General features: G+C 69.8%; 11 protein-coding genes, 1 pseudogene and 2 CRISPR repeat arrays. Of the genes and pseudogenes, 9 read left to right on the forward strand and 3 right to left on the reverse strand.

Annotation, left to right across the window (positions count from 1 at the left end; genetic code table 11):
* The first annotated feature begins 804 nt into the window (after positions 1–804).
* Both ACFXHB_RS16925 and ACFXHB_RS16930 read left to right on the forward strand, forming a co-directional pair.
* Positions 805–933, forward strand: a complete 129-nt coding sequence (locus ACFXHB_RS16925) for a hypothetical protein (RefSeq protein ID WP_380575024.1) — start codon at positions 805–807, stop codon at positions 931–933.
* A complete protein-coding gene (locus ACFXHB_RS16930; RefSeq protein WP_380575025.1) occupies positions 930–1,358 on the forward strand; it encodes a hypothetical protein in 429 nt (142 codons plus the stop codon). The genes ACFXHB_RS16925 and ACFXHB_RS16930 overlap by 4 nt, the downstream gene beginning before the upstream one ends.
* Here ACFXHB_RS16930 and ACFXHB_RS16935 read toward each other — a convergent pair.
* Positions 1,310–1,960, reverse strand: a complete 651-nt coding sequence (locus ACFXHB_RS16935; protein ID WP_380575026.1) for a class I SAM-dependent methyltransferase — start codon at positions 1,958–1,960, stop codon at positions 1,310–1,312. The genes ACFXHB_RS16930 and ACFXHB_RS16935 overlap by 49 nt on opposite strands.
* Before the next feature lie 497 nt (positions 1,961–2,457).
* Here ACFXHB_RS16935 and ACFXHB_RS16940 point away from each other — a divergent pair, with 497 nt between their 5' ends.
* Positions 2,458–2,661 (forward strand): hypothetical protein, encoded by a 204-nt coding sequence (locus ACFXHB_RS16940; RefSeq protein WP_380575028.1) that lies wholly within the window; start codon positions 2,458–2,460, stop codon positions 2,659–2,661.
* Positions 2,662–4,286: 1,625 nt separating this feature from the next.
* On the opposite strand, the pseudogene ACFXHB_RS16945 reads toward ACFXHB_RS16940, so the two are convergent.
* Positions 4,287–4,979, reverse strand: a pseudogene (locus tag ACFXHB_RS16945) (NAD(P)-dependent oxidoreductase); the annotation flags it as partial.
* Positions 4,980–5,469: 490 nt separating this feature from the next.
* Positions 5,470–6,275: a CRISPR direct-repeat array (repeat unit 29 nt; unit sequence GTTGCGAGCCCTCCAGGGCTGATTACGAC).
* 162 nt (positions 6,276–6,437) lie between these two features.
* Here ACFXHB_RS16945 and istA point away from each other — a divergent pair.
* From istA to ACFXHB_RS16965, 4 genes are all read left to right on the forward strand, one after another.
* The gene (gene istA, locus ACFXHB_RS16950) at positions 6,438–7,709 is read left to right on the forward strand and encodes an IS21 family transposase (RefSeq protein WP_380575029.1); all 1,272 of its coding nucleotides are present in this window, start codon (positions 6,438–6,440) and stop codon (positions 7,707–7,709) included.
* Positions 7,706–8,515 (forward strand): IS21-like element helper ATPase IstB, encoded by an 810-nt coding sequence (gene istB / locus ACFXHB_RS16955; protein ID WP_380575030.1) that lies wholly within the window; start codon positions 7,706–7,708, stop codon positions 8,513–8,515. The genes istA and istB overlap by 4 nt, the downstream gene beginning before the upstream one ends.
* 54 nt (positions 8,516–8,569) lie before the next feature.
* Positions 8,570–9,053: direct repeats of the CRISPR family, unit length 29 nt; unit sequence GTTGCGAGCCCTCCAGGGCTGATTACGAC.
* A gap of 355 nt (positions 9,054–9,408) precedes the next feature.
* The gene (gene cas6 / locus ACFXHB_RS16960) at positions 9,409–10,098 is read left to right on the forward strand and encodes a CRISPR-associated endoribonuclease Cas6 (protein ID WP_380575032.1); all 690 of its coding nucleotides are present in this window, start codon (positions 9,409–9,411) and stop codon (positions 10,096–10,098) included.
* Positions 10,086–10,265 (forward strand): hypothetical protein, encoded by a 180-nt coding sequence (locus ACFXHB_RS16965; RefSeq protein ID WP_380575034.1) that lies wholly within the window; start codon positions 10,086–10,088, stop codon positions 10,263–10,265. Before cas6 ends, ACFXHB_RS16965 begins: the two co-directional genes overlap by 13 nt.
* A 1,286-nt stretch (positions 10,266–11,551) precedes the next feature.
* On the opposite strand, the gene ACFXHB_RS16970 is transcribed toward ACFXHB_RS16965, so the two are convergent.
* Positions 11,552–12,766 (reverse strand): IS110 family transposase, encoded by a 1,215-nt coding sequence (locus ACFXHB_RS16970; protein ID WP_380575140.1) that lies wholly within the window; start codon positions 12,764–12,766, stop codon positions 11,552–11,554.
* Between the two features lie 276 nt (positions 12,767–13,042).
* Here ACFXHB_RS16970 and ACFXHB_RS16975 point away from each other — a divergent pair, with 276 nt between their 5' ends.
* On the forward strand, positions 13,043–19,192 hold the full coding sequence (locus tag ACFXHB_RS16975) for an acyltransferase domain-containing protein (protein ID WP_380575035.1): 6,150 nt from the start codon (positions 13,043–13,045) through the stop codon (positions 19,190–19,192).
* Positions 19,192–21,048 (forward strand): non-ribosomal peptide synthetase, encoded by a 1,857-nt coding sequence (locus ACFXHB_RS16980; RefSeq protein ID WP_380575036.1) that lies wholly within the window; start codon positions 19,192–19,194, stop codon positions 21,046–21,048. The genes ACFXHB_RS16975 and ACFXHB_RS16980 overlap by 1 nt, the downstream gene beginning before the upstream one ends.
* The last annotated feature ends 3 nt before the right edge of the window (positions 21,049–21,051 follow it).

A 21,051-nucleotide genomic window follows, 5' to 3' on the forward strand; every position in this document is an offset into this window, starting at 1 on the left:
CGGTCGCGCAGCCGAGCACGGTGTCGACCACGGCGTCCGGGCCCCGCTCCGGCCGGGTGTACCAGCGCTCGGACTCCCGGACGCGGCCGTCGGTGCCGTGTTGTTCGGTGGGTGTGCCCCGCAGGGTGGTGCTCATGTGCGGCCGCGGCCCGGTGCGGGGCGGATGTGTTCGGCGTGTGAACGGTGGAGGGTCATGGCGGCCTGCCTCCGAGTGGTCCGGGTGGTGGTGTGCGGTGCCGCCGCCCGGGCGACTCGGCGGAGCGCCCCGGATCCTCGGCGCGGTGGCAGGACCTCGGACGGCCCGACCCGGGGCGCGGAATCCGATGATCGGCGAGCGAGGCAGCCGAGGCAAGGCCTGAAATGCTGATAGGCGGGATCACGAAATCGTATGGGTGGCAGGCTGTGCCAGCGTCCTCCCCCGCCGATCGGCGAGCCCGTGACTCGACCGCGAGATTGCCATTCCTTGGCCGGTTGCTCCAAGCCGATCCGACAGCGACTGGCGGCGATGTCGGCGATGTCGGCGCGATGGCCACCGGGTTCGCGACGACGCGATCGCGCCCGGCTCGCGGACGACGTGACCGACAGGCCCGTACAACGCAGCCCGCCGCCGTCCCCGCGACCTTCGCACAGGCCAGCCCCCGCAGCAGGGGACTCTGTGACCACAGGCACGTCCAGCCCACAGTCGAGCGGCTAATCCTTCCGCCGTACGATGAACAGGGCGCTGGACCGCGCGCCAGGCGTATCGATTGTCCGAGGCGCTCGCTAGAGTGACGGGCCGGTCTGCTGAAGAGGAGTGTGAGGTGCGTGGCTGCCACGGCTGACCACCTCAAGGCACTCCTCAACGCCCACGCCGCCGGCGACGAGGACCGCTTCTACAGCATTGCCCTCCAGGTGGCCGCGAAGTCCGCGCGCCAGTCCGGTGCTACGCCGTGATCGTTGCGATCGACGACTTCGACCCTGTGGAGATCGGACTGCCGAGATCCAAGAGCTTCTCCTTCCGTTGGGAGTTCGTGTTCACCCGCTCGCTGCACCGGAGCCCGGACCGGGCTGCTCGGCGGCGGAACCTGAACCAGGTCGGTCGGCCGGTCGACGCCGGCATTCTCACGGCCGCGGCCACGACCGGTCTCGGCACGATCGACGCGCGGAACCTGCCCGAGGCCCACCGTGTCCTGGAATCCGGCAGGGCGATCGGCAAGATCACCCCGACCGGTTTCCCGACCGCGCAGGAGTTGCATGTCTTCGAGGAGCGTCGGCACGCCGCCGGCCGCGGATCCGGGCAGCTTCCGCTCCCGGGTCCCGACCTGCGGATCTACGTGTCGGACGCGCTCTGGGCGCGGCTCAGGACCCAGACGCCGTAGGCCTCGTTCGCGGGGTGCAGCTGGTAGGTGCCTGCCCGCAGGTCGACGTGGAGTCCGGCGGCCGCGAGATCCGCCTCGAACTCGGCCGCGGTGTAGGCGTGGGCGTGGGGCGGCCGGTCGTGGAGGTGGAAGCCGACCAGGATCCGGCCGTTCTCGCCGAGCACGGCGCGCATCGTGCGCAGGGCTTCGCGTTCGGTGCCCTCGGCCAGGTAGATCATGACGTTGCCGACGCAGACGACCAGGTCGAACGGGCCGTCGTCGGGGCCGAGACCGAGGATGTCGCGTTCCTCGATCGGCAGTCCGGGGTAGGTCTCCCGGGCCTGTCGCACCAGTGCTCCGTCGGGCTCGATCGCGACGACGTCGTGCCCGCGCCGCAGAAGTGCCGCAGTGACCCGGCCCATGCCGGCGCCGGCGTCGAGCACCCGGGCGCCACGCGGCAGGAGCGTGTCGGCGAGTCGGGCTTCACCGTCGATGTCCTCGCCGGCGCAGACGAGATCGGCGAACCGCTTGCCGAAGCTCTCGCTGTTGCCCGCCTCCTGCCAGCGGGTCCGCCGCGTCGCCGTCGGTATGGTGTCCCCGTGTGCCGGCGTGGTCCCGTTCATGCTCCGCATCCTAGACCGGCGACGCCGGTGTCGGTCGTGGCCGCCGGAGCGACGGCCCGCAGGCCCGCGGGCCGAGTCGCGGAGATCGGTCGCGGTCGACGTGCCGCACGAGCTCGGCCGGCGAACCACTGAAGCGCCCCGGATCACCGAGGATCGCGCCGCGGTGCCCGCTCGGACCGCGCAGGGCCTCGCCGCCGCTGGGGGCGAGTGGTGCTCGGCATTCGCCGATCACGAACCGCCCGCCCGCGGCCGCGTGTGCCAGGGATCCCGAGGCCGCGGCCGTCCGGGCCGCCAGCGCCACCGTGGGGGACAACTCCTCGGCCCCTCGGGTACGGTGTCGGACGCAGCCGGGTCCGGGCCGCCCACAGCATCGGCGGAACCAGCCGCGGCCGATCGTCTTCACCGCCGTCCGGGGACGCGCCGGCAGCGCGTTCACCAGCGGAACTCCACGCCTGTGCGGCAGCATCTGCCCACCCCCGTCCTCCGGAGTCCTCCGCATGTCCCAGCACCGTCCCACCGCTGTGCTCCGCGACTTCTTCTGCGAGCACACCCCCAGTAAGAGCCGCGTCCTGGCCCTCGTCGGCCACCAGGACGGACCGGACTCGCTCCAGGCCGTCCTCACCTGCCGCGAGCCCGAACTCGCCCACTACGCCGCCGAACTGCTCCGCGCTCTGCGTTCGGGCTCCGACGCCCCGTCGTAGGAACACGTCGAGGAGCTGTGCGGACGGCTCCCCGATGCGCCGGCGGCCTCCCTGCGGCAGGCGGTGTCCCACGCGCGCACCGGAACCTGGCCGGCCGCCGTGGGATCGCTCCTTGACTGGCCCGAACACTCGGACGGCTCCGGCGGCAGGAAGCCCGTCGACGACCGGGAAGTCGACTTGGACGGCGCGGAGGGACGAGAGCGGCGGCCGGGCCACGCGGACACCTCACCACGCCCGGCTGCGTGATCTCACCGGCCCGGTCGTGCGCCTGGCCGTGCTGAGGGCGCCATGATGGCGCGGTGCGCCTGCTGGAACTGCCCCATCGCTTGGTCGGCGACGTTCTGATGCCGAGGGTCGGTGTCCCGCAGGGTCGCAAGGTGCGCCAGCCCTGAGAGACATTGCAGCGCCTGGTGAGCGTCGATGACCGCATCGGCGAGCGGGGTCGGGTGTGACTTGGGAAGTGCCGACCAAATCCCTCTCCACATACGCCTTGTAGCCGGCGAAGGCGTTGACCGTGAGCTCCTCCTTCCGCGCCGCCAGCCACTCCCGCAGATAGTCCGCCACGGTGGCACGACGCTCCTCGTACGCCCCGCTCAGCTCACCCTCCAGCACCGCCGCCAACTCCTGCACGGCCTCCGCCTCGGTCCCGAAACCGCCCCGACGCCGGGTACGACGCCGACCGCCCTCCGGCGCCAGATCGACGCAGTACGTCCACGACCCGTGCCCCTCCTCCTCCAACAACCGCACACACCACACACCCAACTGCCGCCCGCCCACGTCCCGGCACCCACACCGCCGATACACCCTGCCCCGCTGCGCACGCTGCCCCATGTGCTTCTCCTTCTTGAACGCGGTGACCTGGTCCACGGCTCGCCGTTCGGCCGGGCGTGGCGGCAGAGCGGGCGGGACGGTGCGCGAGGCACGTCAGAACCACATGGCGACGACACGCTCAAGACGACACACCGCCCGGAAGATCACTGCCCGCAACCGGTGGGTAGGCGACCATGATCCGCCCGCAGGAGCCGACTCCGTGGGCCGGCCGACGGTATCGACGCAGGGGTAGTCGGGCAGGCGCGACGCCGTTCGCTGAAGGGCCGACAGGTCTCGGTCACCGGCAGTAGCCGTGGCGGGGCGCTCGGCCTGGGGACCACATTGGGACCACACCTGATGAGCGCCCATGGGCGCCGGTGTTCCGAAACGGACACTTCTGCACGAAGTAAACGCTGAGCAACCGTCAGCTCTCTGTGCCAGCGATTCCGTCAAGAAGTCCCAACTCACTTGTACCCCAGGATATTTGATCAACGGAAAAGCCGAGGCCGCGAGGCCTCGACTGCCGGCAATAGTTGAACCCCTTGACTGGGGTTCAAGGGGTCTTCGGCGAGGGGTTGGTGTCCGGTCGGCCCGGCTGTTCATGGTTTCTCGGTCCCGCGATTGGGTGGTTCCGTGGCATCCGGGGTCGGTGAACGGCATTCGGCAGGTTGTCGGGATCGGCTCGCCGCAGGTGGGGGTGCGGCCCGACCTTGTGCGGGAATCGTAGATGGTCGTGCGGATCCGGAGGGTGCTGTCGGAGCGGTGTGCGTGATGGGTCGCCCTGAATGCCGGGAGAATGCCGGACTTCTGAGGGGTCAGTGCTTCGGGACGAGGACGTTCTCGCCGCGGCGGCCGGCTTCGAAGTCGTCGATGTTGCGGACGGTGGCGTCGATGATCTGGCCGACGGCGGTGCGGGTGAAGTAAGCCTGGTGGGAGGTGATCAGGACCTGGGGGAAGGTGACGAGGCGGGCGAGGGTGTCGTCGCTGATGCCCTCGACCGAGCGGTCGTAGAAGAAGACGCCGGTCTCCTCCTCGTAGACGTCCAGGCCGACGCCGGAGAGTCGGCCGGCGCGCAGGGTCTCGACCAGGGCGGTGGTGTCGACGAGGCCGCCGCGGCTGGAGTTGATCAGGATCGCGTCGTCCTTCATCAGGGCCAGTGCGGCGCGGTCGATCACGTGGTGGGTGCTGGGGAGCAGGGGCACGTGCAGGCTGATCAGGTCGGAGCGGGCGAGTAGTTCGGCGCGGTCGACGTAGGTCATGCCCAGCTCGACGCAGGCCGGGTTCTCGGCGATGTCCCAGCCGAGGAGTTCGGTGCCGAAGCCGTGGGCGATCCGGGCGAAGCACTCGCCGATCTTGCCGGTGCCGAGGACCCCGACCGTCATCCCGTGGATGTCGCGTCCCAGCAGGCCGTCGAGGCGGAAGTCGAACTCCCGGCTGCGGTTGGTGGCCCGGGTGAGCCGACGGTTCACGGCCAGCGCGAGGGCCCAAGCGTGTTCGGCGACCGCATACAAGGCAGTATCGCGTAGTCGTCGCCCGGGAGGGCGGGAGATTCCTGCGAGGAGCGTTGACTCTCCCGCCGCGGGCTTGGGCAGGGTGTTTTCGGTGAGACGGCGGTACGGTGCCGGGCATGACTGAGCAGTGGAGTTCGGCGATGTCGTTCTCTCGCGTCTCCCCTCACAATTCGGACGGGTCGTTCGCGGAAGTCGCTGATGGCTGCGAGTGCATCGAGCCGAAGTCGGCAATGAGAGCCCACCAAGGCTGATCACGACGACTGGGCGAATAGTCCGGGTGCACCGCTGGCTGGTGTTGCAAGTTCTCCAGGGCCGATCACGACCGCACAGAGCTCACCGGGCAGGGCGGCGGGCCGATGTTGCAAGCCCTCCAGGGCTAGTCACGACCGTCGCCGCGCTGGACCTTCCGGCGGACTGCTGGGCTTTGCGAGCCCTCTGGGGCTGATCGCGACGCCGTGGCAGAGGGCGATGGTGGTGAGGGCGCTGCGCTGCAAGCCCTCCAAGGCCGATTACGCCTCGAAGCCCAGCCCGGTGACCAACTGCGGGTGCCGTTGCAAGCCTTCCAGGGCTGACCATGACCCGGAGCACCAGTGGTAGGTGGTGCGTATGGTGCGGGGGGCGCCCCCTCCAGGGCTGATCACGACGGCCCGTGGGGCCGCGGCCGTGCCGGTGAGGTACGAGTTGCAAGCCTCCAGGGCTGACCACGACAGGAGGAACCCGCCGGAGGCTGGCCGTACCGGCTGGTGTTGCAAGCCCTTCAGGCCTGATCCCGACGGCCGAGCAGACTGCGGCCACCGCCCTCCCGGCGTCGTGGCGAACCCCTCCAGCGCTGATCACGACCGCGCGGGTTACTCGACGGTTACCTCCTGAGCCTGCCGTTGCAAGCCGTCCTGGGCTGATCGCGACTCCACCGTGCATCCATCCGGAGGTCGGCCAGGTCTCGTTGCAAGCCCTCCAGAGCTGATCACGACTATCAGGGACCTTTCCCGTGGCTCCCAAGGGGTCACGTTGCAAGCCCTCGAGGACTGATTACGATCCGATTCTTGGCACCCCATCATCCACCGCACGGCGTCGCGAGCCCTCCAGGGCTGATTACGACGGCCAAGGAGGCCATGCCGAATCTGGACGGCCTCTTGTTGCGAGCCCTCCAGGGCTGATTACGACACGCACAGGGCGGGCCCGGAGGAGACACCGCAGACTGTTGCGAGCCCTCCAGGGCTGATTACGACGGGAGGGCAAACCTGCCGAGGCCACCACGGACCCCGTTGTGAGCCCTCCAGGGCTGATTACGACCCGGGTGACGTGCCGGCAGTGGCTGCCTGCGGTGCGGTTGCGAGCCCTCCAGGTGTCGGCAACGGGTGAAACGAGGACCACGAACGGCGGATCAAAAGCGGGCCGCTCTGCGATCTCTTGATCATCCTGGCTTCAATGCTTGGAGGTCAGGAGGAAGAGAGGGTGATCCGTGTGGAGGACTGGGCCGAGATCCGCCGGTTGCACCGGGCGGAGGGACTGTCGGCAAGGGCCGTTGCGCGGCAGCTGGGGATCTCTCGTGGCACGGTCTCGCGGGCGCTGGCCTCGGACCGGCCGCCGAAGTACCAGCGGCCGTTGAAGGGCTCGGCGGTCGACGCGGTGGAACCGGCGATCCGTGAGCTTCTGAAGCAGACACCGACGATGCCGGTCACCGTGATCGCGGAGCGGATCGGCTGGGAGCGCGGGCTGACGATCCTGCGCGAACGGGTCCGCGAGCTGCGGCCGGCCTACCTGCCGGTCGACCCGGTCTCCAGGACCGTCTACCAACCCGGTGAGCTCGCGCAGTGCGACCTGTGGTTCCCGCCCGTGGACATCCCGCTCGGCTACGGGCAGTGCGGGCGCCCACCGGTCCTGGTCATCGTCTCCGGGTATTCGCGGGTGATCACCGCCCGGATGCTGCCCTCCCGGCAGAGCGGCGACCTCATCGACGGCCACTGGCGCCTGCTCGCCGACGGCTGGCACGCGGTCCCCAAAACGCTGGTCTGGGACAACGAACCCGGCGTCGGCAGAGGCAGGCTGACCAGCGAGTTCGCCGCGTTCGCCGGACTGCTCGCGGTCAAGGTCCACCTCTGCCGGCCCCGCGATCCCGAGGCGAAGGGCCTGGTCGAGCGCGCGAACGGCTACCTGGAGACCAGTTTCCTGCCCGGTCGCACCTTCACCGGCCCGGACGACTTCAACAACCAGCTCGGCGCCTGGCTGCAGATCGCCAACCGCAGGCAGCACCGCTCCATCGACGCCCGCCCGGTGGACCGCTGGGAGGCCGACCGCGCCGCGATGCTCACCGTCCCGCCGGTCGACCCGCCCACCTGGTGGCGCTTCGCCACCCGCATCGGCCGCGACCACTACATCCGCGTCGACACCTGCGACTACTCCGTCCACCCCCGCGCGATCGGCCACCGCGTCCTCGTCCGTGCCGACAACGAGGAGATCACCGCCACCCGCGGCAACGACATCGTCGCCCGACACCCCCGCTGCTGGGCCAGGCACCAGACCCTCACCGATCCCGACCACGCCGCCGCGGCCGACGTCCTGCGCGGCGAGGTCATCCACCAGCAGGCCGCCCGCGCGCACGCCGCCCGGGCCGCACTCCTGGCACCGGACAGCCTCGGCATCGAGGTCGAACAACGCGAACTCCGCTCCTACGACCGCATGTTCACCCTCATCGAAGGCGGAGCCGGCAAGGAGGACACCCAATGACCCGCACCACGACCACCACTGCCAAGCAGGACGGCCAGGCAGCCCGAACGGGCCGGCAGACCGCCGCGGACCTGGCCTTCCTCGCCCGCGCGATGAAGGCCCCCGCGCTGCTGGACGCCGCCGAGCGCCTGGCGGAGCGCGCCCGCACCGAGTCCTGGACCCACACCGAGTACCTGGTCGCCTGCCTGCAACGCGAGGTCTCCGCCCGCGACAGCCACGGCGGTGAGGGCCGCATCCGCGCCGCCCGCTTCCCCGCCGTCAAGACCATCGAAGAGCTCGACCTCGCCCATCTGCGGGGCATGACGTGCCAACAACTCGGACACCTGGGAACATTGGACTTCATAGCGGCCAAGGAGAACGCCGTCTTCCTGGGGCCGCCGGGCACCGGCAAGACCCACCTCGCCACCGGCCTCGCGGTCCGCGCCTGCCAGGCCGGCCACCGCGTCGCCTTCGCCACCGCCGCCCAGTGGGTCGACCGCCTCGCCGCCGCCCACCAGGCCGGCCGGCTGCAAGACGAACTGGTCAAGCTCGGCCGCTACCCACTGATCGTGATCGACGAGGTGGGCTACATCCCCTTCGAGTCCGAGGCAGCGAACCTGTTCTTCCAGCTGATCTCGAACCGCTACGAGAGGGCCAGCGTGATCGTCACCTCGAACAAGCCCTTCGGCCGCTGGGGAGAGACCTTCGGCGACGAGACCGTCGCAGCCGCCATGATCGACCGACTCGTCCACCACGCCGAGGTCCACTCCCTCAAAGGCGAGTCCTACCGCATGCGCGGCCGCACCCCGACCACCAACAACGACTGAACACGACCGCACAATGGCCCACGATTGAACCGATCAGACCGGCCCGATTTCAGCCGTTGCCGACATCCAGGCCTGATTACGACGGCGCTGGCGGACGCCGGCGGTGGCGAGGACGTGGTGTTGCGAGCCCTCCAGGGCTGATTACGACATGGCCTACCTGGAACTCATCAAGCGCTCCATGCAGTTGCGAGCCCTCCAGGGCTGATTACGACCCAAGATCAAGCACCGCACCGTCGCCCCCGGCATCACGTTGCGAGCCCTCCAGAGCTGATTACGACCGGCCTCGCTGAAGTCCGGCGACGTCGGCCCGACGGGTTGCGAGCCCTCCAGGGCTGATCACGACGGCCGTCACCAACCGGCGGGCGGGGTGGAGGAGCATGTTGCGAGCCCTCCAGGGCTGATTACGACTCGCGCGGCGGACGGTGCCGCGTACGGTGCTCTCGGGTTGCGAGCCCTCCAGGGCTGATTACGACGCGTCCGGCCCCTGCCGCTTCCCCTGCTCTACCAGCGTTGCGAGCCCTCCAGGGCTGATTACGACCCGAGAGTAAAGCACCAGGTCGCCCGGTGTGGTGAGTGGCTGGGCGGTGGCCGTTCTGCAGCGACCGGGCGGTAGTGCATCGTCGCAGGTCAGGACGTTTTCTGGTGGCCTTGTCTGTGGTAGCAGGCTGTACGTGGTCTCGGCCTGGTGTTGCGGAGCGTTGGCGCAGCTCCGTGGCCCATGCTGACCGATCCGCAATGACGGCGACGAATCTCAAGCTTCTAGCACATATAGACAAGTATCAGTGCAAATAGTGAATAACCTAATAACTTCCATCCGAAGCTAACTACGCTGTCTAAGTGCTGAGTTGAGGTGGCACAGTGATCATTTTGAGCTCCTGGAGGGTGCGGTGCGGGTGAGGGTGGATGTGACGCCGGATACGCCGACCATGCGATGGGAGGACTTGCACGGGGCGGCGCGTGGAGTGGTCTATCGGCTGCTGAGCGGTCAGGACGAGTCGTTGGCACAGGCGTTGCACGACGGTGGGTGGCAGGGGAAGTCGTTGAAGCCGGTGGGGGTGGCGGGGCCGCTGTTCGTCGGAGCGCCGCACCGCAAGGGCGTCTACACCACGTCGGGTGAGGGGTCGGTGTGGTTCGGGTCGCCGGTCCCAGAAATCGCCTCGGTGCTGGTGCGCGCTCTGGCCTCGTGCGAGGAACTGGTATGGGGTGCGACGCGGTTGAGGGTGCGCGGGCTGGCGATGGACATGGACACCGCGCTGCCGGCGGGGGAGCGGCTGGTGGAGCTGGAGACGGTGACGCCGGTGGTGCTGAAGCACGAGAGCCGGAACCTGCTGCCGGGCGACGAGCACTACCTGGACCGGTTGCAGCACAACCTGGCGCATAAGGCGGACCTGCTGGGCCTGCCGGCGCCGCGGGGTGTGCGGGTGCTGGAGGCGGGTCCGCGGCGGCGGTTCACGGTGCGTGGGGCGCCGCGGATCGGGGCGCGGGTGCGGGTTTCGATGGAGGCCGACGGGCGGTTCGCGAACGCGGTCCGTGCGTGGGGGCTGGGACTGGACACGATCCAGGGGTTCGGATGGGTGAGGTGAGCGCGCTCGCCGCGACGGGCCATCCGCTCCAGCGGGCCGGGGCCTGGGCGGTGACCGTCCTCGCCGATCGCGCTGATCCGGGACGGGTGAGCGAGGCTGACCTGGAGGCGCGGCGCCGCACCCCCCGCGGGTCAGATGCCGAGGTCGACGGTGTCCAGCGGACGTAGAGCTTGCGGTCCATGAGGTGGACGTCGGACCAGTGCAGGGCGAGGATCGGGCGTGGCGGCAGAGCGTGAGGGGCGGTGCGCGACGAACGTCAGAACCACACGGCGAAGACACGCTCAAGACGACACACCGCCCGGAAGATCACTATCCGCAACGGGTGGGTAGGCGACCGTGATCCGCTCGCAGGAGCCGGCTCCGTGGGTTGGCGGACGGCATCGACGCAGGCACAGTCGAGCAGGTGCGACGCTGCTTGCTGAAGGGCCGACAGGTCTCGGTCACGGGCAGTAGCGGTGGCGGGGCGGTCGGCCTGGGGACCACTTTGGGACCACGCCTGATGAGTACCTATGGGCGCCGGTGTTCCGAAACGGACACTTCTGAACGAAGTAAACACTGAGCAACAGTCAGCTCTCCGCGCCAGTGATTCCGTTGAGAAGTCCCAACTCACTTGCACCTCAGATTGGTTGAGCGACAACGAAGCCGAGGCCATGAGGCCTCGGCTGCCGACAATAGTTGAACCTCTTGACTTGGGGGTCAAGGGGTCGCAGGTTCAAATCCTGTCGTCCCGACCAGCGTTTTCGCAGGTCGTAGGCCGTTTTCACCGAAAGGTGGAACCGGCCTTTCTGATGTTCCGCTGGCTGGTGGTCGCGGTGTGGTCCCGCCATTTCGTCGGCGCGCCGGGGCGCAGTGGCCGGCCGTGGCGGTGGTAGACCAGGCCGCGGCCGGGGGGCGAGGCCGTCGTCGCGGCAGCCGCAGCGGCGGTAGACGCGGCCACGCTTGGCTGAGGAACGCATGGCGATCATTTCATCGAGCTGGAGGAACGGCCTGGATCCCGCCAGTCTCGCCCCGCCGTGCGCTCCGGGACCACCATGGGACCACCACGGTGCATCGGTGTGCTCTGACCTGGGCTGATCCCTTGACGTGTGCGAACGTCGGCCACCGCTTGACGATCACGCCGGGCCCTTGACGGAGCACCGGCCCACTTCACTCACCACCCACCCGCTGAGCAGGCAAAACGTCGAAGTCCTGCTGGAGCGCCAACCGGAACGGGCGGGAGGTGACGGCCGGAGTGGTCATCGAATCAGACGTTTCACTGCATCGACAAAGCGCGTTTGAAGATCGACTTGCCGCCGCGAATAGTTGAGGACAGGTGATCTGGACGATGCCACCGCCACCCTGGTAGCAGCAGGCTCGGCCGTCGACTCGACCAGTCCCTTCCACTGTCTGAGAAGCGCCCAGGGAGATTCCCAATGATGTTGTCAAGCCGAGGCGGTGACGCCCTGTGATTGGCTCACTGCACGGGGACAGCGTTCTCGGGCGCGACGGCGTCGAAGGTCCGGCCATCGCGTATGAGTGCCCAGAGCACGTTCAGGCGCCGCCTGGCGAGCGCCAGGACGGCCTGCTTGTGAGCCTTCCCCTCATCGCGCTTGCACCAGTAGAAAGCCTTGGAGACGGGGCAGTGCACTGTGGCGACCTGGGCGGAGAGGTAGAACATCCGCAGGAGTCTTCGGCTGTAGCGGCGGGGCCGGCGAAGGTTGCCGCTGATCTTGCCGGAGTCGCGCGGGACGGGTGCGAGGCCGGCGACGCCGGCGAGGCGGTCGGGGCTGCCGAAGGCGGTCATGTCGCCGCCGGTGGCGGCGATGAATTCGGCGCCGAGGATGTCGCCGATGCCGGGCATGCTGGTGATCACTTCGGCGTGGGGATGCTCGCGAAACCGACCCTCGATCAGGGCTTCGAGCTCGGCGATCTCCTGGTCGAGGGACATCACCTCCCTGGCCAGGGTGTGGACCATCTTCGCGCAGGTCTTCTCCCCGGGGATGACGGTGTGCTGGGCCTCGGCGGCGGTGACCGCGGCGTCCGCTGTGTTCTTCGCCGTGGTGAGGGTGCGCACGCCGTGGTTCTTCAGCCAGGTCGCCAGCCGGGCCCGGCCGATGCGCCGCAGCGCGGCCGGGGTCTGGTAACCCGTCAGCAGCACGAGGGCGCTCTTGGAGACGCTGTAGTCGAAGGCCCGCTCCAGGGCGGGGAAGTAGTCCAGTATCTGGGCACGGAGCCGGTTGATCGCGCGGGTGCGGTCGGCGGACAGGTCCATACGGCGGGCGGTCAGGATCCGCAGGTCGACCGCGATCTCGCCGGTCTGCTCCAGTGGTTGCAGGTCGCGGCGCATCCGGGCGGTGTCGGCGATGACGAACGCGTCCTTCGCGTCTGTCTTCCCGCTGCCCCGGTAGGCGGCCGAGGCGTGGTGCACCGTCCGGCCGGGGATGTACAGCAGCTTCTGCGCGTGGCTGACCAGAGCGGCGATCCACAGCGCGGCCCCGCCCGCGTTCAGATCAACGGCCCAGGTGACCGGACCGCCGGCGGCCAGCTCCAGGACGTCGCCGAGCAGTTCCAGCAGCTCGGCCTCGTTGTTCGGCACCCGGCGGGAGAGCACCGTCTTCCCGTCCGTGTCGATCACCGTGCAGTGGTGCTCGGCCTTGCCAGCGTCTGTCCCTGCCCACAGTTCGGGCACCCGGTCCTCCTCGCTCGACGTGCTGTTCACGGTCCCAGCAGACGACCTCGCCGACGTGTCCATACGAGCGATCTTGTTCCGCGCATCCCAATCAGCGGCCGAGTCGTCGCGGGATGCCGGGCGGCCAGTCTCCCTCAGCCACGAACGCGGCAACGACATGACAGCCACACCCGGCACCCCTGGGTGCCCTGATCTTACGAATGACCAGAACGAGCCCACGAAGAAAGGTATGGAGACATGTCAGCTGGTTCCAGTCTGCCCGGCAGTCTGCCCGGTATGGATGAGGTCAGAGCGTTTCTCCTGTCCCGACTCGTGGATCTGCTGGGTGTCCCCCAGGACGAGTTGGACCGCTGGACGCCGCTTCACCAGTACGGGCTGGACTCGCGGAAGTCCACCACGCTCGTTGCCGCGCTGTCGGAATTCCTCGCACGGCCGGTGCCGGTCACCCTGGTGTGGGACCATCCGACGCTGGAGGAGCTGTGCCGTGCCCTGGTCTACGGGCCCCAAGCCGACGACGGTGGCTCCGGAACGGACCGGTGGCGCCCGGCGGTCGCGTACGGTCCGCAGGAGCCGATCGCCCTCGTGGGGATCGGGTGCAGGCTTCCCGGAGCGGCGGACCCGTCGGCGTACTGGCAGCTGCTCGTGGACGGACGCGACGCCGTGGGCGCGGTGAGCTCTTCGCGGCGGAAAATCCTTGAACTGGGCGGTACCACGGACTCGTTCAGGTGGGGCGGGTTCCTCGACGACGTGGACTTGTTCGATCCCCTCTTCTTCGGGATCTCACCGCGCGAGGCGGTCGCCATGGACCCCCAGCAGCGCCTGGTGCTGGAACTGGCGTGGGAGGCACTGGAGGACGCGGGCATTCCACCCGGCGGACTCCGGGGGAGTGACACCGGTGTCTTCATGGGCTCCAGTTGGAGCGACTACGCCGCGATGGCGCACCAGAGCGGCTCGCAGCACGACGTCGGGCCCCACACGACGACCGGAACGCTGGACAGCATCATCGCCAACCGCGTCTCCTACGTCCTCGGGCTGCACGGACCCAGCATGGCCCTCGACACGGCCTGTTCCTCCTCGCTGGTCGCGGTCCACCTCGCCTGCCAGTCGCTGCGGGACGGCGAGAGCGAGCTGGCCCTGGCCGGCGGGGTCAACCTCAACCTGCTCACCGACCACTTCCTGGCCATGGAGCGGGCAGGGGCGCTGTCACCGGACGGCAGGATCAAGGCTTTCGACGCCCGCGCCAACGGCTATGTGCGCGCCGAGGGCGCGGCGGTGGTCGTCCTCGCGCCGCTGCGGGTCGCGCTGGAGCGCGACCTGCCCGTGTACTGCCTGATTCGTGGCAGCGCGGTCAACAACGACGGTCTGAGTAACGGTCTCACCGCTCCGAACCCGCGCGCCCAGGAGTCCCTGCTGCGCACGGCCTACTGGCGGGCGGGCGTGTCACCGTCCCTGGTGGACTACGTGGAGTGCCACGGCACCGGTACCCCGTTGGGGGACCCGATCGAGGCCAAGGCGCTGGCGACCGTACTGGGCCGGGGCCGCGAGCCCGGGGACGCCCTGCGGATCGGTTCGGTGAAGACGAACATCGGCCACCTCGAACCGGCCGCGGGTGTCGCGGGGCTCGTCAAGGTGGCCCTCGCCCTGCGCAACGGTGTCCTTCCCGCCAGCCTGCACTACAGCAGCGCCAACCCGCAGATCCCCTTCGCCGAGGCGGGCCTGCGGGTCCAGGACCGGACCACCGCGTGGCCACGACGCTCGGACGCGCGCCGGGCGGGTGTCAGCGCCTTCGGCATCGGTGGCACCAACTGCCACGTCGTCGCCGAGGAGTTGCCCCATCCGGACAGTTCGCTCCTGTTGCTGGGCGAGGATTCCGAGAAGGAACTGTCCGACCGGGTCGCCGCACTGCGCACCGCGCTGGCGGAAGGCACCGTGGCGGACCTGCCGACCCTCTGCCGCCAGACAGCCGATCCGGTCCCCACCGGCCGGTTCCGGCTCGCTGCCACGGCCCGAAGCCGAGCCGAACTGAGCGCGCAGCTCGACGCGTTCACCGGCAGCCGGCCCCATCCGGGGCTCGCCACCGGAGTGAGCGGTCCGGGGAAGCCGCGGGTGGCCTTCCTGTGCTCGGGCACCGGCAGCCAGTGGCTGGGCATGGCCAGGCGACTTCTCGTGGGGATGCCCGCGTTCCGCCGCTCCGTGATGCGCACGGATGAACGCATCGGGGACCTGGCGCGCTTCTCCGTGGTCGACCAGCTGCTCGCCTCCCCGGAACGCTCCCGGCTCGACGACATGGAGGTCGTTCAGCCGCTGCTGTTCTGCATCCAGACCGCCCTGGCGGAAACCTGGCGCTCGCTCGGGGTGGAACCCGATCTCGTGCTCGGCCAGAGCATCGGCGAGTTCGCCGCCGCCCACATCGCCGGAGCACTCGACTTCGACGACGCCGCCTTGCTGACGGTGCACCACGCCCGCCTCGTGCAACAGCTCGCCGTGGGCCGTGGCGACGCGATGGTGGTCGAGGCCGACGAGGGCCGTCTGGCCGCGCATCTCGCCGCCGCGGGTGATCGTCTCACGGTGGCCGGTCACAACGGCCCCGCGTCCGTGCTGCTCTCGGGCGGGACGGCGGAGCTCGAAGCGCTGGCCGAGCGGCTCGCGGCGGAGGGCATCCCGAGCCACCGGGTACGGATGGGGTACGCGGCGCACTCGCGCCTGGTGGACCCGGTGCTCGCTCCGCTACGGGCCGCGCTCGAAGGGATCAACCCGACCGGGACGCGTATCCCCATGATCTCCACCGTCACCGGTGAAGAGGTCGACGGCCGCGATCTGGGGCCCGACTACTGGGTGGCGAACGTCCGGCAGCAGAGCAGGCTCACCAGCGCCCTGCGGACCCTGGAACGGCGGGGTGTCGACGCCGTTGTCGAACTCAGCCCGCACCCCGTGCTGTTGAAGCCGGTACGGGAGACCTTCGCGGATGGTCCGGTGCGCTGCCTGCCCTCGCTCCGACGGGGCACGGACGACGACTGGAGCCTGCTCTCCTCGCTCGGCGCGCTGCACGCCACCGGACTGGCCGTCACCGCCGACTCCTTCGTGTCCGGGACGCGGGGGCGCCACATCACGCCCAGCCGTCAGGGAGAGTTCACACCCGTTCGCCGCACGTCGGAGCCGTCCGAGCCCTCGGAGCGGGTGCACCTGGTGCCGGTGACCGCCCACTCCGCGGAAGCCCTGTCGGACACCTGCCGTGAACTGTCCAATCACGTCGAGCGCGATGCCGGTCTCTGGGTTCCCGATCTCGCGCACACCCTCGCGAACCGGCGCACCCACCACAAGCACCGGGTCACGATCCTGGCCCGCGACCGTCAGGACCTGCTCGACGGGCTGGCGCGGGTGAGCGGCGGGGAGCCGCACCGTGACATCGCGAGGGGCACGGCCGCCGCGGGCAACGGCGAGGAACGGATCGCGTTCGTCTTCAACGGAGGCGGAACCCAGTGGCCGGGCATGGGCCGCGACCTGCTCCATCGGCACGCCGGCTTCCGCGAGCAGATGGAAATCTGCGATGCCGTCGTGCACGACCTGACCGGCTGGTCGGTGCTCGACGCGATGACCGCGCCCCCGGAGAAGTCCCGTCTGGACGACTTGGACGTCATGCAGCCGGTGCTGTTCTCCTTCCAGGTCTCGCTGGCGCGGGTGTGGACCGATCTCGGCGTGCGACCCGCGGCACTCGTCGGGCACAGCCTCGGCGAGGTGGCCGCGGCCTGCGTGGGCGGCGCGCTGTCCCTGGAAGACGCGGCCCGGGTCGCCGTCACCCGGTCGCACCTGATGCAGCACGAGGTCGGCGTGGGAGCCATGATCTCCGTGGAGTTGTCGGGAGACGTTCTTCCGTACCTCGCTCCCTACGGGGATCGGGTGTCGGTCGCGGCGGTCAACAGCCCGACCAGCGTGACCGTTTCCGGTGATCCCGACGCGATCCGCGCGCTGGCGGAGGATCTGGGGCGCAACGGGATTACGACTCGTCCGCTTCGGATCAAGCGGGCAGCGCACGGCACGTTCATGGAGCCGATCGCGCCGACGCTGCGCGAGGCGCTCAAGGGGATCACTCCCCGGCCGATCGAGGTGGCGTTCCGCTCCACGACGCTCGACGGTGTGCTCAACCCCGTCGTCGACGCGGACTACTGGGCGGACAACCTCCGCGGCTGCGTGCGGTTCGCCCCGGCCGTCAAGGGCCTCGTCGAGGACGGCATCGACACCTTCGTCGAAATCGGCCCGCACAGCGTGCTGCGCGGCGCTGTCGAGGAGACGGCGCTCGCCGACGGGGTCCAGGTCCATGTGGTCGGCTCCCTGCGGCGGGGGGAGAACGACACGCGAAAACTGCTGGGGGCTGCCGCCTCCCTGTTCGTGCGCGGCGTTCCCCTGTCACTTGGGGCGTTCTCCCCGGTCGGCGCGCAGGTGGTCGGGACACCGCTGGTCCGCTGGCAGAAGGACCGGTACTGGCTGGAGGCGGCACCGCGTGAGGGTGCGGCCTGGACCGGCGCCACCACCGCCGCTGCCACCGACGCCCCGCGCCCCGCCCCGGCCGGCACGGCATCGGCCGGCACCGCGCCGGCTGACGAGACCGGGCGCCCGGCCCCCCGGGAGGTCGTCCTCGGCGAGATCTCCGACGCGCTCGGGGTGCCGTCCGAGAAGTTCGGCCCCGCCAGCCGGCTGAGGGACTTCGGGTTGGACTCCATGCTGGCCATCCGGCTGACCAACAGGCTGCAGTCGCTGTTCGGGCACCGGGTGTCACCGGCGGAGTTCCTCACCGACCGCACCATGACGGACCTTCTGCAACGAGTGCTCGAACTCGTCGGGGGTGGGGAGGAGACGGCCGAGGGCGACGGTAAGGCGCTGCCTGCGGAGCCGGAACCGGCCTCCTTCGTCGACCGCCTGACGGACGAGGACGCGGAAGAGCTGCTGGATGAACTCGCCGCGCGGCAGCTGTGTGAGCTCACGGACGACGGGCTGCCGGCGGGCGGGAAGCTGCGGACCGTGCTGATGCACGCCTCGTCCTTCGAGCTGGCGCCCGCCGGACACGGACAGGCCTCGATCTGGTTCATGCAGACCCTGTCGCCCGACGGCGTGCCCTACAACCTCATGTTCTCCGCGCGCATCCCCACCGAGGTGGACGAGCGGGCGCTGGAGGACGCCTTGCGGGCGGTGGTGGAGCGGCACCCGGTGCTGCGCACGGTCTTCGTCGAGGCGGGCGGACGGCCCTACCAGCTGGTCCTGGAGCAGCCGGTCTACGAGTTCCTGGCGGAGGACGGCTCGGGGCTCGACGACGAGGAGGTGCGGGACCTGCTCGTGGACCACGGACACTACCCGCTCGACCTGGACCAGGGCCCCATCCTTCGGGCGGTGCTGGTCTCCCGCGGTGCCGAGGACCACTTCCTGTTGCTGGTCATGCACCACGTCGCCGTCGACGCGGCGTCCGTGGACATCGTCGTACGCGATCTGCGGGCGTTCTACGAGCGGGCGCTGCACGGAGACCTGGGGCCCCAGGAACCGGTCGCCCCCTATACGGACTTCGTCGAGTGGGAGCGCGCCTGGCTGGGCGGTCCCGAGGCCGAAGCGGCCCTGCGCTGGTGGTCGGAACGCCTGGCGGAGCCACCGGCCAACCTCGACCTGCCCCGATCGGGCGGGGCGGCGGCCCCGGCCGAGGAACGGCCCGCCGTGGTCACTTACGAGGGCGCGGACCTGGTCTTCCACTGGGACGCCGACGACGCGGGCCGGTTGAAGGCGTTCGCGGAACGGGAGGGCGTCTCGCTCAGCACCCTCGTACTGGCCGGCTTCTTCGCGACGCTGAACCGGCTGACCGGCACCGAGGACACCGTCGTCGCCACGGCCATCGCCCAGCGTGGTGAGCCGGGCTGGGAATCCGCTGTGGGGTACTACCTCAACACGGTGTTCGTACGGGCCCGGCCGAGCGGCACGAACAGCTTCCGCGACCTGCTCCGCGAGGTCCACGCGTACTCGCTCGGCGTGCTGGAGCACATGAACTACCCCCTGGACCAGCTGGTGGCGGAGCTCAATCCGCCGCGGGACGAAGGCTGTGCGCCCTGGTCCGACTTCGCCGTCAACTGGCTCTCCGGCAAAGCCTTCACCTACGTCACCACGCTCTTCCACGGTGTCGGTGAGGCCGAGGAGCCCACGGGGGCGCTGCCCCTGGTCCCGTTCCCCATGCGGCGGGACATCGCGAAGTTCGATCTGGAGATCACGATGGCGGACATCGCCGACGAAGTGGTCGGCCAGGTCCAGTACAAGCCGGACTTCGTGGAAAAACAGACCATGACGACGCTGCTGAAGGAGTTCCACTCCGTGCTCTTCCGCGCGATGGACAAGCCCGATCTGCCACTTGAACACCTGTCACTGGACTCCGGGCCGGAAGGGGGGGAGGTGTGATGACCACCGGCGGCACTCTGCACGGCGGTTTTCTCGAGCACGTCGCGAAGAACCCGGAAGCGACCGCGGTCTTCTCCGACGCGGGTGTGATGACCTACGGAGAACTGGGCCGCCGTTCGGCTCTGCTGGCCGAACAGTTGGTGGCCGAGGGAGCGCGCCCGGGGGTGCCCGTCGGCATCTGCGCCGAGCGCGGCCCGAGTCTGCTCGTCGGCCTCCTGGCGATACTCCGCTCCGGCGCCTGCTACCTGCCTCTCGACCCCAAGTATCCCGCCGAACGGCTGGACTTCATGGTGCGGGACAGCGGCACCAGCCTGCTGCTGACCACGCCCGGGGCGCGGAGCCGCTGCCCGCAGGGGCCTACGGTGCTGGTGCTCGGTGACACCGTCGTGACCGAACCCGGGGCGAAGCCCGATGTCTCGGTTCCGAAGGACTCCGCCTACGTGATCTACACATCCGGTTCGACGGGGCAGCCGAAGGGCGTGCCGATCCGGCACAGCAGCTGTGCGGCGATGCTGGACGAGGCACAACGGATCTTCGCGGACTGCGACTTGAGCGGCGTGGCGGCCGTCACCTCCATCTGCTTCGACCTGGCGGTCATGGAGGTCTTCGCCCCGCTTTCCCAGGGCGGGGCCGTGGTCCTGCTGGAGAGCGCGCTCCATCTCCAGGAGAGCCCGCACCGGGAACGGGTGACGCACCTCAACACCGTTCCCTCCGTGATGACGAGCCTGCTCGACGCCGGGGATCTGCCGTCCGGGCTGCGCTCGGTCGTCCTCGGCGGGGAAGCGGTACGGCGCCGACTCGTCGACCGGGTGTACCGCGAGACGAACGTGGACCGGGTCTTCAACGGGTACGGTCCGACCGAGGGAACGGTCTTCTGCACCTTCAAACTGGTCCCGCCGGACCAGCCCGGCGAGCCGTCGATCGGCACGCCCTCGTCCACCGCCCGGCTCTACGTCCTGGACGAGAACCTGCGGCAGGTGCCGGAAGGCGAACCGGGCGAGCTGTACCTCGGCGGAGCGGGCCTGGCCTGGGGCTACGTCAAGCGGCCGGGACTGACCGCGGAACGCTTCGTACCGGACCCGCACCTGGCCGGCGAACGCATGTACCGCACGGGTGACATCGCCCGTTTCGTGCCGGGCGGCGAACTGGAGTTCATCGGCCGGGCCGACCACCAGGTGAAGGTGCGCGGATACCGCATCGAACTGGAGGAGGCCGAGGGATGGCTGTCCGGCTGCCCCGAGGTACGGGAGGCGGCGATCGCGGTGCGTTCGGCGGCCGGGCAGCCCGGTGCGGGCTCGCTGGTGGCCTACGTCGTGCCGCAGGACGAGGACAGGACGGCGGGGAAGGGCGACGAACCGTGGCTTGACGCCGAGTTGCAGTCCCGGATCACCCGGCGGCTGGAAGGGGCGCTGCCCGACTACATGGTCCCCGAAACGGTGGTGTTCCTCGCCGCGCTCCCCGTCTCGCCCAACGGCAAGCTCGCCCGGGCGGCCCTGCCGGAGCCGCCGGCGCCCGACTCGTCGGCGACGGCCGAACCGGCCCGCACCGCGAACGAAGCGGCTCTGGTCGAGCTGTGGGGCGAACTCCTCGGCCGGGATCCGCAGACCGTCGGTGTGCGCGACGCGTTCTACGACCTCGGCGGCAACTCGCTGCTGCTGGTGCGGCTCGCCAAGCGGATGAGCCAGCGGTTCGGCAGGCGAGTCGGTGTGTCGGACCTCTTCCGGTTCCGCGACATCGCGTCGCAGGCCAAGTGGCTGGACGACGTCGAGAACGGTGCCGCGCCCGAAGCGGTCACCGATGCCAGGCGCCGTGCCGAGGCCCGCCGGTCCGCCGTACGCGGCCGTTCCCGGTCCTGAGAC

This window comes from Kitasatospora sp. NPDC059327 (assembly GCF_042752535.1).
Lineage (GTDB): Bacteria > Actinomycetota > Actinomycetes > Streptomycetales > Streptomycetaceae > Kitasatospora.